The 12,947-nt window shown below is 41.3% G+C and carries 13 protein-coding genes; 7 read left to right on the forward strand and 6 right to left on the reverse strand.

What is annotated here, in order from left to right:
* Positions 1-73 precede the first annotated feature (73 nt).
* Entirely contained in the window at positions 74-748 is a 675-nt protein-coding gene (locus ACT3RN_RS03065) for a DUF938 domain-containing protein (RefSeq protein ID WP_192519173.1), read from the reverse strand.
* Between the two features lie 234 nt (positions 749-982).
* On the opposite strand from ACT3RN_RS03065, the gene ACT3RN_RS03070 reads away from it, so the two are divergent.
* Both ACT3RN_RS03070 and ACT3RN_RS03075 read left to right on the forward strand, forming a co-directional pair.
* The gene (locus ACT3RN_RS03070) at positions 983-1,174 is read left to right on the forward strand and encodes a DNA gyrase inhibitor YacG (RefSeq protein WP_192519174.1); all 192 of its coding nucleotides are present in this window, start codon (positions 983-985) and stop codon (positions 1,172-1,174) included.
* A gap of 43 nt (positions 1,175-1,217) precedes the next feature.
* Complete coding sequence (locus ACT3RN_RS03075) at positions 1,218-2,399, forward strand: aspartate aminotransferase family protein (protein ID WP_192519175.1); 1,182 nt, start codon at positions 1,218-1,220, stop codon at positions 2,397-2,399.
* 119 nt (positions 2,400-2,518) lie between these two features.
* Here the strand turns inward: ACT3RN_RS03075 and ACT3RN_RS03080 are convergent, their stop codons facing one another.
* The 4 genes from ACT3RN_RS03080 to ACT3RN_RS03095 form a co-directional block, all read right to left on the reverse strand.
* Positions 2,519-3,571, reverse strand: a complete 1,053-nt coding sequence (locus tag ACT3RN_RS03080; RefSeq protein WP_192519185.1) for an iron-containing alcohol dehydrogenase — start codon at positions 3,569-3,571, stop codon at positions 2,519-2,521.
* A gap of 112 nt (positions 3,572-3,683) precedes the next feature.
* Positions 3,684-3,842 (reverse strand): hypothetical protein, encoded by a 159-nt coding sequence (locus ACT3RN_RS03085; protein ID WP_192519176.1) that lies wholly within the window; start codon positions 3,840-3,842, stop codon positions 3,684-3,686.
* Between the two features lie 213 nt (positions 3,843-4,055).
* Positions 4,056-5,276: a zinc metallochaperone GTPase ZigA gene (zigA, locus tag ACT3RN_RS03090; RefSeq protein ID WP_192519177.1), complete on the reverse strand. Its 1,221-nt coding sequence runs from the start codon at positions 5,274-5,276 to the stop codon at positions 4,056-4,058.
* A 282-nt stretch (positions 5,277-5,558) separates the two neighbouring features.
* Entirely contained in the window at positions 5,559-6,380 is an 822-nt protein-coding gene (locus tag ACT3RN_RS03095; RefSeq protein WP_225739154.1) for a D-Ala-D-Ala carboxypeptidase family metallohydrolase, read from the reverse strand.
* Between the two features lie 116 nt (positions 6,381-6,496).
* On the opposite strand from ACT3RN_RS03095, the gene folE2 reads away from it, so the two are divergent.
* The 5 genes from folE2 to thrS are packed head-to-tail and all read left to right on the forward strand — an operon-like array spanning position 6,497 to position 11,829.
* Positions 6,497-7,399, forward strand: coding sequence for a GTP cyclohydrolase FolE2 (folE2, locus tag ACT3RN_RS03100; RefSeq protein ID WP_192519178.1), 903 nt, complete (start codon positions 6,497-6,499; stop codon positions 7,397-7,399).
* Complete coding sequence (gene hisI, locus ACT3RN_RS03105) at positions 7,387-7,845, forward strand: phosphoribosyl-AMP cyclohydrolase (RefSeq protein WP_192519179.1); 459 nt, start codon at positions 7,387-7,389, stop codon at positions 7,843-7,845. Before folE2 ends, hisI begins: the two co-directional genes overlap by 13 nt.
* Positions 7,835-8,395 carry a gamma carbonic anhydrase family protein gene (locus tag ACT3RN_RS03110; RefSeq protein ID WP_192519180.1) on the forward strand — a complete coding sequence of 187 codons (561 nt, stop codon included), beginning with the start codon at positions 7,835-7,837 and terminating at the stop codon, positions 8,393-8,395. The genes hisI and ACT3RN_RS03110 overlap by 11 nt, the downstream gene beginning before the upstream one ends.
* Positions 8,385-9,755, forward strand: a complete 1,371-nt coding sequence (locus tag ACT3RN_RS03115; protein ID WP_192519181.1) for a dihydroorotase — start codon at positions 8,385-8,387, stop codon at positions 9,753-9,755. The genes ACT3RN_RS03110 and ACT3RN_RS03115 overlap by 11 nt, the downstream gene beginning before the upstream one ends.
* A 58-nt stretch (positions 9,756-9,813) precedes the next feature.
* Positions 9,814-11,829 (forward strand): threonine--tRNA ligase, encoded by a 2,016-nt coding sequence (thrS, locus tag ACT3RN_RS03120; RefSeq protein WP_192519182.1) that lies wholly within the window; start codon positions 9,814-9,816, stop codon positions 11,827-11,829.
* A 61-nt stretch (positions 11,830-11,890) separates the two neighbouring features.
* On the opposite strand, the gene ACT3RN_RS03125 is transcribed toward thrS, so the two are convergent.
* A complete protein-coding gene (locus tag ACT3RN_RS03125) occupies positions 11,891-12,790 on the reverse strand; it encodes a LysR family transcriptional regulator (RefSeq protein ID WP_192519183.1) in 900 nt (299 codons plus the stop codon).
* Between the last annotated feature and the right edge of the window lie 157 nt (positions 12,791-12,947).

The raw sequence follows: 12,947 nt of genomic DNA on the forward strand, positions 1-12,947 counted from the left end.
GCTTAGGCTATTTTATATTTTATTAAATAGATATACCTTAATCATCTGTCACCGTTTATTTTTATTACTTAGGCTATTTTTCTTCGTCAACACTCTCAATTCGCCAATCATCAAACCTTGTTTTATAGCCTTCTGGCTTAAAAATGCTCAGCTCCCAGCATGTCTCTCCACGCGCTAGATACTTGACTTCAAAATGTGTACGCTGACTGTCTGCCGCTACTTTATATCGAGTGTTTGGTAAGCACCATACCCTGGTTGCCTGCTGCTCTGCATTATCCATATATGCTTCAATATTGGTGACTAGCACAACTTCCCCGCCTACCTGCAAACGTGACAATAGAAACTCAAAAAAAGGCATATTCAACCATTGCTGATTGGGGTTATGCTGTTCAGGATTGGGATAAAGAATAAAGATTTTTACCAAACTGCTTGGTTTGATAGCATGCACTGTCCATGCAATGGCATCAGCATGAATCGCATCTAAGTTCGGTGAAGATTGTATTGCTGCTAGTTTGGCAAACGCTTCGAATTTGTTGCGTGTACGCTCAATCGCTATCAAATGCTTATCAGGATTGTGTGCTGCAAAACCAAGCGCATGCTTGCCCTTCCCTGCACCAATCTCTAATACCAAAGGGCTATGATTTTTATTATTAATGATATCTGGAATGATAAAGTCACGCGGTGCTGAGAGCTTTTGCGGTTGAAATACTCGCAATTTTTGATGCGTAAGCTCAATATTGTCAGTCATCTACTATCCTTAAAATATTTGTCTTTTGCCATTATTTGACCACATGCTATTATATAGTTAATCGGCTTTAATAGCAGGATTTGCCGTTTACTATTATTTGATATAATTTTTTGCTTAGGCTATTACTAATTTTCCTATTATTGGTTTTCTTCATGTCCCAATACTATTAAACCAGCTATATTTATTCACGATGTTTATTATACAAAAATCCTCGAGGATGCTCTCACACTTATTATGACCGAACCTACTCCCAACATATCTCCGAAGACTTATCCTTGCCCACGTTGCAACACTCAAACTGCATGGCAGGACAATAAATACAAACCGTTTTGCAGTAAGCAATGCAAACTGATTGATTTGGGCGCATGGGCAAATGAAGATTACACTTTGCCTGCGGAAACCACGCCTTTCTCTGACGAACTATAACTTCTAATTTTTTTATTCACTTATCATCCTAAGGATGTTTTACATGTCTGCTACTTACTTGATGCCCACTTACAACCGTCAACCGATTAGCTTTACACGCGGTTCAGGCAGTTGGTTATACACAAAAGATGACACGCCTTATTTAGATGCACTAACTGGCATTGCAGTTTGTGGACTGGGGCATTGCCACCCACATGTGACTGATGCCATTCGACAGCAAGCATCCATCTTGGTGCATACCAGTAACTTATTCGGTATCGACTGGCAAGAACGTGCAGGAGAAATCCTATGCACTGCCGCTCAGATGGACAGTGTGTTTTTTGCCAATAGTGGTGCTGAAGCAAACGAAGCGGCATTAAAAATGGCACGATTATATGCACATAAACAAGGATTCAAACGTCCAAAAGTCATTGTTATGGAGCATTCATTTCACGGTCGTACGCTACTCTCATTATCAGCCACTGCCAATCCCAAAGCGCGCGAAGGCTTTTATACATTAAATGAAGACTTTATTCGCGTACCATTTGGTGACATTGCGGCCATCCAACAGGCGGCACAAGATCACGATGAGATTTGCGCTATTTTTGTAGAGCCCATACAAGGTGAAGGTGGTCTCAATACAGCGGCCAATGGCTTTGCTTATCTTGAAGACTTACAAGCAGAATGTGAAGCTCATAACTGGTTGTTTATGATAGATGAGGTACAAACAGGTAATGGCCGTACTGGTAAGTATTTCGCTTATCAACACAGCAATGCACGCCCTGATGTGCTAACGACGGCTAAAGGGTTGGGTAACGGTTTCCCAGTTGGTGCTTGTATGGTAAGTGGCCGTGCCAATGGCTTATTTGGCGCTGGTAGCCATGGTTCAACTTATGGTGGCACGCCGTTGGCCAGTCGCGTGGTTCATAGTGTGTATGACGTATTAGCCAACAGCGATATTATGAATAACGCGGTCACCGAAGGGTTGTTTATTCGTGAGACGGTAGTCGATACGCTAGGACAGTATGACATCAGCAGTCGCGGTGCCGGTATGATGATTGGTATTGTATTACCTGAAGACATGGACTGTAGCCAGCTCGTAAATCGTGCTCGTGATGAACAGAATCTAATCATCAATGTCACAGGCGGTCATGTAATACGCTTATTACCGCCGCTTAATATGAATCGTGATGAAAGCACACAGGTGGCTGAGCGTTTGATCAACTTATTAAAACCTTCTGTTTAAGAGGTGGTTTTTTAAGACAGGTATACTCAAGTATGCCTGTTTTATTTCACCAACCGTTAAATATAAAAAAAGACATAAGCTTATCGGCTTATGTCTTTTTTATGGGCTAATAAGAAAAATTATGAACGGGCTTCAAACGCATCCTCAAAGATACCAACGATTTGTTCGTGATTTGCTTGAACAGGGTTAGTTAAACCACATACGTCTTTAAGTGCATTGGTCGCTAACTCGTCGAAATCTTCACGTTTAACACCAAGCTCTTTTAACGACTTCGGAATATTGACAATATCTGCCAGTTTTTTAATCGCGTCAATTGTATTCAAACCCGCTAAGTCGCTATTATTGTCACTTAAAATCTGACCAACGGTATTCAACCTTTCTGTAGCCGCTGATTCATTGAATGCTTCGACATGTGGTAATAGCAGCGCATTACATACACCATGCGGTAAATCATACATGCCACCTAATTGATGAGCCATTGCATGAACATAACCAAGTGATGCATTGTTAAATGCCATTCCTGCTAAGAATTGAGCATAGGCCATGTTTTCTCGAGCGACCATGTTTTTCGGTTCTTTTACGGCGGTCGGTAAAGAAGTTGCTATGAGCTCAATAGCTTTGACAGCACAGGCATCTGTAATCGGGCTGGCACCTGTAGATACATAAGCCTCTACTGCATGGGTCAATGCATCCATACCAGTCGCCGCCGTCAAACCAGCAGGCATATTAGACATGATACCAGAATCGTTAATCGACAAAATAGGCGTGACATTGGTGTCAACTATCGCCATTTTAACATGGGTATTCTCGTCTGTAATAATACAGAAGCGGGTCATTTCAGAGGCAGTACCTGCGGTGGTATTGATGGATACTAACGGCAGTTGAGGTTTTTTTGATTGGTCAAGGCCTTCATAGTCTTCAATCTTGCCACCATTGGTTGCAACCAATGCGATTGCCTTAGCACAGTCATGAACCGACCCGCCACCGAGCGATATCATCAAATCTGCATCAAATGATTTTAGTTCTGCAAGTCCTGCATCGACATTACCGACTGTTGGATTAGGCTGAACTTCGGTAAAAATTTTGACTTTTATGCCTTTTGATTCAAGGGGTTTTGTGACTTGATCTACGACACCGATCTTTTCGAGAATACTGTCAGTAACGATGAATATCTTTTTACAGTTGAGCTTTTCTAGGGTGTGTCCTCATTTTAAAAATGGTGATAAAAATGAGATAAATTGTCGTCAAACAAGGAAAACAGCGCAGATAATATCGAGATATTAGTCAGCTATTTGACGCCGTTTGGCAAGATTTAGCCATTTTTAACCTATTTAGATGGCTATCGATTGAATTGAGGACACGCCCTAGCTGCTCAATACCTTTTTCTAAAGCACCTTCACCGACTAAGTTGCTAGAAGGCATAAAAAATTGTGATAAAGCCATGGTAATATCCTTATTAAGTTAATCTAATTAAAAATTTGGCGTTTAGCTAAATAGAATAGTAATGATCCACTCCTTTAGACCACCAAAATTATCATATCATAACTTTGAAAAAAACAAATATTAATTTGTTATATTATATCATTATGGTCTATTTATTTACATAAGTGTTGTGAATCTTACTTCTAAGTAGAATACTTAAAAAAGTATGGTCCGTTAAGCAATCAATTTAGCCCACTCTGAAAATGGGTTATTCATCAACTGCCAATTTTTAGGACCTTGGGCCATTTCCTCATCGTTGAGCAAGCAATCATTGAACTTATCGATAAGATCTGACTCATCCATTTCTATACCAATCAACACAATTTCCTGACGGGCGTCACCTGTACTCTCGTCCCAATTACTTTCTATGATGTCACGATTCTGCTGATCTTGTGGCCACTCCTCTTCAGGAACTGTTGCCCACCAGTACCCAGCCAGACCATGTCTGGCCATCGCACCGGCTTGTGACCAAGAACCTGCCAGCTTAGGATTAGACGCGAGCCAAAAGAAACCTTTTGAGCGCACCACACCTTTCCATTCTGTATTAATAAAATCGTAAAAACGCTGCGGATGAAAGGGACGACGGGCTCGATAAACAAAACTACTGATGCCATACTCCTGTGTCTCTGGTATATGCTCTCCCCTAAGCTCTTTTAACCAGCCTGGTGCCTCAGAGGCTGCCTCAAAATCAAATAAGTTGGTATTCAAGAGCTTATCTAAATTGACCTGACCAAACTGAGAAACCTCAATTTTAGCTCGTGGATTTAAGGAATGAATAATCGCTAGTAGTCTTTCTTTCTCGTCATCTGAAATCAAATCCACTTTATTCAACACAATGACATCACAAAATTCAATTTGATCAATCAGCAAATCAACCACGGTACGCTCATCTTCCTCACCTAGTGACTCACCTCGAGATTGTATGCTGTCATAAGAGCTGTAATCTTTTAAAAAATTAAAAGCATCAACGACAGTAACCATGGTATCTAAACGAGCAAATTCATTCAGGGAGAAACCATCGTCATCTTCAAAAGTAAAAGTTTCTGCCACAGGTAACGGTTCAGAAATGCCTGTTGATTCGATAACCAGTTGATCAAAGCGATTGTCTTCTGCCAGACGTCGTACCTCTATCAACAAGTCTTCTCGCAAGGTGCAACAAATACAACCATTGCTCATCTCAACCAGCTTTTCATCGGTTCGGGACAGCTCGGCCCCACCGTCTCTGACCAATGCTGCATCAATATTTACTTCAGACATATCGTTTACGATAACCGCTATGCGCCTACCCTCACGATTATTCAAGATATGATTGAGTAGCGTGGTTTTACCTGCGCCTAAAAACCCAGACAACACTGTCACAGGCAGTTTTTTTTCGATGGCTAAAGAATTACTCATTGGCTCTCTCTTCTCTATCAATTTATATATAGTCAAATCTATATAAATCCGTCACATTGTCATCCTCGCTAACCATACTAAGGTATGGCTTGCACTCGATTTGCCTGTATCGAAATTATTTGAACTCAACTATATTTGTTATCAAAATCTGTTATCAAATATGCTTAAAGAATACTGCTTCTTAAATACTGGTTCTTAAATATGGTCATAACAAATTAGAATCCTTTAAAAATAGTGAAAATAGTGAAAATAGTGACGATTAGTCTAGAGTCTGTTGAGTATTCAAATTGAGACAGACAAGCAAGGAGAGGATCTACTACGATGATCAGGACCCCATGTGCGATAACCAGCACTATCAATATGAATTTGTCCAGAACTGTAAACTCCAAGCCCCATGTTTAACGCCGCTCCCTTCTCCTGCCAAAACGTACAAAGTCTTTTTTTAGTTTCTATAATCTGTATTGTCTCTAATGTATCTGGCGCTTCGCTTCCAATACGAAAATCTATGGCAGTATTCAATACGTGACGCGAGGTATCAGCACCTTTGGCGCAGCGGTTCAAATTAAAATTTCGATAAACGGATGTGACGGTAAAATCACGAACCACCTTGTCATCGACAAGCACTTTCATTATTTGAAGTGTGGGGACAATATTTGACCATAACTCTGTAGGTGGTATTTCAAACTCTGCGGCACCGCATTTTTCCCAGTCTCTAGCACTTTGAAAAAACTCATGATCTGGTACGTAGCCAACCAACCCCTTACTTTTTAAAAAAGAAGTGTATTCCATAGCCTGTTGCTGATTGACGCTGTCACTTAGCCATATACGGTAAGTGTCTGGAGTTTGTTTTTGATGAACTAGCTCTGAATTTTGTACTGAAGGCAAATGCACTAATGGGTCTTTTGCTTGTCTATGGGCGAATTTTTCACGTGACTGGTTGACCAAGTTTTTTTCTGAATGGCTCTGATTTGAATAATCATGGTTTGAGTGATTGCTTGGCATGACTGTCGGCACATACTGACTATCAACAGACTGATGGGCACAAGCTGTTAGAAAACATATAGGATAAAAAACGGAGCACAGAATAAAGACACTATATTTCATTTGAAGCCATCTACATTAAAAATGCACAGGTAAAACAGCAAGCATCGCTATACTTGCTAAGTATTTAGTTATGTTATAACATAACATTTTACAATTCAACTGAGTTTTGCATATTAATGATTAATGATCTTCCTGATATTTCTGCGAACCTAAAAGCACCGCCCAATTCTGCTTGTTTAGACTGGGTCGGCATGGAACATATAGCCCTACCTATTTATATTGAAAACACACTTTGTCCAAGCGATATAAGCGCTTTTGTTAGCCTAGATGATCCTGCTATCAAGGGCATCCATATGTCTCGGTTGTATATCAAGTTACTAGAATTGGCCAAATTAAAAAACCTTAATACCTCCCACCTCAAAGAGACATTGCAGGGCTTTCTCAACAGCCATAAGGGGTTATCTAATCATGCAAAGCTACATATAAAAAGCCAGCTATACGTCGAACGGCCAGCATTAATCAGTCCGCTAACTGGCTGGAAGAGTTACCCCTTTGAGCTATCCTGCCAGCTTATTGACCGTCAGTTTTTCGTGGAAGTTCAGATTGAGGTTCCTTACTCATCTACTTGCCCTTGTTCGGCGGCCCTATCACGCAGCTTAATTCAGCAGCAGTTTCAAAAAGCCTTATCCGAAGAGCGATTCGATCTGACCAATGCAGCAGAAGTTATCGATTGGTTAGGGACTACCGAGGCCATTGTTGCAACACCGCACAGCCAGCGTAGCGTCGCTCAATTACAGTTTAAGCTATCCACTGCTGTATCTGAATTGTCGCTCATCGCCCTCATTGACCAAGCAGAACACGCCCTTGCCACACCTGTACAGACAGCGGTAAAGCGTGTCGATGAACAGGCTTTTGCACTGGCAAACGGACAAAACTTGATGTTCTGCGAAGATGCAGTACGGCGGCTACATCATACATTCTTGGACTATGCCAATATTTTAGGATTTAAATTCAAAGTCATTCATGCAGAAAGCCTGCATGCCCATGACGCGGTCGCAGAAGGCTCATGGCAATGGTAAATACAAACACGTCTATTTTTCTGACCATGGAACACGGCAAAAAAGGCCAAGAGTACTGCTTTGATACGGTTATGAGTCATATTCCTTGGAATGACCAAGGATTAATAGCCGCAATCGCACAAGACGTGCAGACCAAAGAGGTGTTAATGATGGCTTGGGTCAATGCCGAGGCACTCATAGAAACCTTAACCACTAAAAGGGTCTGCTATTGGTCACGTTCCAGACAAACCTTATGGCGAAAAGGAGAAAGCTCTGGGCACCATCAGCAGCTGATCGATGCCAAATTAGATTGTGATGGTGATGCGGTCTTGTTTTCCGTTCAGCAGCATGGCGCTGCCTGTCATACTTTTCGACCCAGTTGTTTTTATCTAGGCTTAGAATTGACACGAGTATCAATCTTAAGCAATCCTTTATCCAATACCAATAAGACCTCTTATGATTCGTAAAAACCCATCCGGCGACCTTCCTATCATTCACCAAACGGCCTATGTCGACCAAACGGCTATTATTTGCGGCAAAGTGATTATTCACGCCAATGTCTTCATTGGGCCTTATGCCGTGATCCGTGCTGATGAAGTAGATGCACAAGGTGAAATGGAACCTATCATCATCGGTGCCAACTCAAACATTCAAGACGGAGTGGTTATTCACTCTAAAGCTGGAGCTGCCGTCACCATAGGAGAAAACTCTTCTATCGCTCATCGCTCTATCATTCATGGACCTTGCGAAATTGGACATCATGTCTTTATTGGCTTCAATAGCGTTTTGTTCAATTGCAAAGTCGGTAATAGAAGTGCCGTGAGACACAATGCTGTGGTTGACGGACAAGACTTACCTAATAGTTTTTATGTTCCCGCTATCAGCCATATTCATGCCACGACTGACTTGAGTGACTTCCCCCCGATGGACATATCTATTAGCGAGTTTTCAGAAAGTGTGGTGAGTACCAACATCGAGCTGGTGCAAGGATATAAGGCCTTACATAATGAGTTTTAGTAACCTAACATTTGATAATCTACCAAAAATCATCATTCGTAATGCTGTGATCGTAAATGAAGGCATTCAAAAAACGAGTGATGTACTGATAGAAAATGGCCGCATCCAAAAAATACAATCCAGTATTACAGGTATCTCTGATGCAAAAAACATCGATGCTGAAGGTGGCTGGCTCATTCCAGGGATGATTGATGACCAAGTACACTTTAGAGACCCTGGGGCACCGCAAAAAGGCACTGTAAAATCAGAATCGATGGCAGCGGTAGTTGGTGGTATCACAAGTTATATGGACATGCCCAATACACAGCCTGCGACACTGGATTTGAATGCACTTCATCAAAAGAAGCTAAACGCTGCCACGCATAGCATGGCAAATTACGCTTTTCACTTCGGTGTCAGCGCCGACAATATAGATATCATCGAACACCTAGACCCTAAGCTCGTTAGTGGCGTTAAAGTGTTTATGGGCGCATCGACAGGTAACATGCTGGTCGATGACCCACAAACCCTAGAGCGCTTATTTTCAAATGTACCCACTATCTTACTGACCCATTGCGAGTCAACGCCTCGTATCAGAACGCGTGAGCAACACTATAAAGAAAAATACGGTGACGACATTCCTGCTGTAATGCATGCCCGTATTCGTGACAAACAAGCTTGCTTTGAAAGCTCAAGCATGGCGGTTGCGTTGGCTGAAAAATACGGTACGCAGCTACACGTATTGCATATCACCACAGCCAAAGAGATTCGTCTGTTTAAAAACCTACCACTCGATAAAAAGCATATTACCGCTGAGGTTTGTGTGCATCATTTAAGTTTTGATGATACGGATTATGAAACATTAGGACACCTCATCAAATGTAATCCAGCCATCAAAACAGCACAAGATCGTCAAGCGTTGATCCAAGCGGTATCAGAGTCCAATCGTTTGGATATTATTGGCACTGACCACGCACCGCACACTTGGCAGGAAAAGCAGCAAAGTTACTTCAATGCACCAGCTGGATTACCCCTTGTGCAACATGCTTTACCTGCACTGATGGAGTTGGTTGCGGACAAACAGATGAGTATCGAAACCATGGTACGCAAGACATCGCATCAAGTGGCAGACTTGTTTCGTATTAAAGACCGAGGCTATATACGTGAAGGCTATTGGGCAGATTTAGTATTGCTCAAAGAAAACAAAGAAAAAGTCATGGTCAGTGACACTCATAACTATATGCACTGTAACTGGACGCCTTTTGCACATAAAGCTTTTCGATATTCTGTAGCCACCACCATCATCTCAGGACAGCTTGCATGGCATCAAAACCAGCTGTTCCCAAACTGCCGTGGTCAATCTCTTGAGATCGACCGTTAGGGTCTATTGAACATTCAACAAACGCTAATCACTATAATTACTAATTGATAGATTACTTATGAATATCCAAATAACCAGTCACCAAAACGCTCAGCAACTTTCAATTGACGACCCTATATCGATTGCGACTTTACTAGCAATCTATAAACCGCCTGCTTATAAAAAGGTGTTTTTGGCTAAAGTTGATAGCCAATATGTTGACTTACAACATCTTATAACTGAAGACTGTCACATCCAGCTGATCACCGCTCAAAATGATGAGGCGTCGATACTGCAACGCGATTCATTTGCTTATCTGCTGGCAAGGTCGGTTTTACACTTATATCCAAACGCCAAACCTGTACAGTATCAAACTACAGATACTGGTTTTTATTATGACTTTGCAGAGACGCCTAATTTCAACGAAGATCATCTCCATGAAATCTCAAACGTCATGCAAGACATGGTTCAAAAAAAGCAGCCTATAGCAAGTGGCTATATTTCTCTAGCTGATGCTGTCACTTACTTTAGCTTAGAGAACCCACTGAAATCAGAATACTTAAAACAATGTATTTTAAAGCAACAAAGCTTAAAGCAACATAGTTTGAAGCAGTGTAGAGAACAGAGCGCATCGATAACGACTTTGTTTCAACCACATACACATAATGGCAGTGGTAGCATGAAAGATGTTTATCTGTCCCCTTTGGTTGCAAATACTTCATTTTTGCCACACTTCAAAATTACTCATGTATCAGGCGCCTATTGGCAAGGTGACGCGAGTCAACCTATGCTACAACGAATATATGTCACCTGCTGGGCTGCTCGAAAACAACTGACCGATTATTTGAAACAACAAGCAGAAGCAGCAAAAAGAGATCATAGAAAACTGTCACAGCAACTGGATTTATTACACTTTGACGAACGAGCCCCAGGGGCTGTTTTTTGGCATGCGAAAGGATGGAAAGTCTTTCAATTACTAACGGGATATTTGCGTCATCAACAAGAAGAAGCAGGATACACTGAGGTCAATACACCGGATGTCATGGATCGCGAATTGTGGGAGATTTCAGGGCATTGGCAGAATTACAAACAGCAAATGTTTTCGGTAGAAACCCCTGACGAAAAAACCTACGCGTTAAAACCGATGAGTTGTCCCGGTGCAGTCTGTCTCTATGGTCATGATCTAAAAAGCTATAGAGAACTGCCTCTCAAAATGGCAGAGTTTGGTAAAGTTCACCGTTATGAGCCTTCAGGTTCGCTGCACGGCTTGATGCGCGTTCGGCATTTTACTCAAGATGATGCGCATATATTTTGTACCAAAGATCAGCTTCTATCAGAGTGTGTCAGTACCATCCGCTTGATTTATAAAATCTATCAGCATTTTGGATTTGATAATATTTCTATCAAAGTATCTACCCGTCCAAAAAACAGAATAGGATCTGAGCAAATATGGGACTTTTTAGAACAGACCCTAATTCAGTCTTTACAAGACATTGATATCGCTTATGAGGTCAGTGAAGGAGAAGGCGCATTTTATGGCCCTAAAATAGAATTCACGCTAAAAGACGCGATAGGCAGAGAGTGGCAATGCGGCACTATTCAAGTAGATTTAAACCTGCCAGAGCGCTTTGATCTTAGCTATATTAACGAAGATAACCAAAAACAAAGGCCGGTGATGCTACACCGCGCTATATTTGGTTCGCTTGAGCGGTTTATCGGTATTTTGATTGAGCATTACGCAGGTCACCTACCCTTTTGGCTTGCTCCTGTCCAAGTGATGATAATCACTATTTCTGAAAATCAGCAGGCTTATGCCAATCAAGTTTTAAAGCAACTAAAAGATTTATCGTTGCGAGTGGAATGTGACTTTGGTAGAGACAAACTTGGCTATAAAATTCGCAAGCATACCTTACAGAAAATACCATTTATTTTACTGATTGGAGAAAAAGAGTTAGAGCAATCTAGTGTTAGAATCCGTACCAGTAAAGGTACGGACTTAGGATTACTGCCGATAGATGAATTAGCAGGTTTTTTTGTAACAACAGTGGGCAGCCAAACTGCAGATGAGTACATTAAAGAAACGATAGTCAGTTAAACTGAATAAAGAGGCTGTTTATCATATACCTCTTAGGGTGTGTCTTCATTTTAGGCACGCTCTAATGGGCATGAAAGTACTTTTTTAAGACTTCTAAGCAACGAATAATCTTAGCTGGTTGCTGTTCAGCATTCAAGGTAACTGCATATAATACAAAGCTTGGTAATTGATACCCTGTCAAAACTTCAACGAGCTCACCACTTTCAAGCTCTTTTTTGATATCCATTTCCATCATTCTTACCAAACCATGACCTTCTTTGGCCAAAGTAGTTGCCATAAAGACATTATTGGTATAAATGTGTGAGTTCATTTTTATGCGCGTTTTTTTGCCACTTTCTGTTTGAACCATATCAATCTGGTTAGCATCCTTCATGATTTCAATACAAATTAGCTGATGATTTGCTAGATCTTTAGGTGTTTGTAGCTTAGCATGTTGGCGTAGATATTGTGGTGAGGCAACGAGCATCTGACGCACATCAGTCAGTGGATGATTACTCAGGCTGGAGTCGTTTATCGAAGGACTCATACGGATTGCAATATCAATGCGCTCATCAATCATATCAACATAATGGTTGTCTGCCAGATAAGTGAGACTCAGATCATCATGTGCCGCCATCCACGTAGAGAGTGCAGGCAAAATATGATTGACACCCAACTCAGGAGTTGTCGCCACACGCAAGCTACCCGCTAACTCATCACGCAACTGATTGACTTTAATTTTACCTTGTTCAGCAGCACTCACCACATCCTTGGCTGCTTCATAAAAGCTTTCACCAGCTTCTGTTAGACTAAGTTTTCGGGTTGAACGATGAAGCAGTACCACACCCAAATCATTTTCTAAGGAACGAATTTGTTGGCTGACTGCACTGGTAGTAATACCTAGCTCACGAGCTGAACCACTAAAAGAACCGTGTCCGACCACACTGGCGAACACGGCCATACCGCGTAAATTCTCTAACATACTTTCACCTAAGCTGTATTTCAGTTTTTAATATAACTTAACTATTATAACGAATTTTTGGTGGTGTATCAAAAAGTATGCTGGAGTAATAAAAGAAGGGTGACAGCCGAAGCAAGATGATATATTTGAGGTTATGAAGACACAAATAGATATCAGC

It is taken from the genome of Psychrobacter sp. AOP5-GZ1-6 (genome assembly GCF_052376345.1).
In the GTDB taxonomy this organism is placed as follows: domain Bacteria; phylum Pseudomonadota; class Gammaproteobacteria; order Pseudomonadales; family Moraxellaceae; genus Psychrobacter.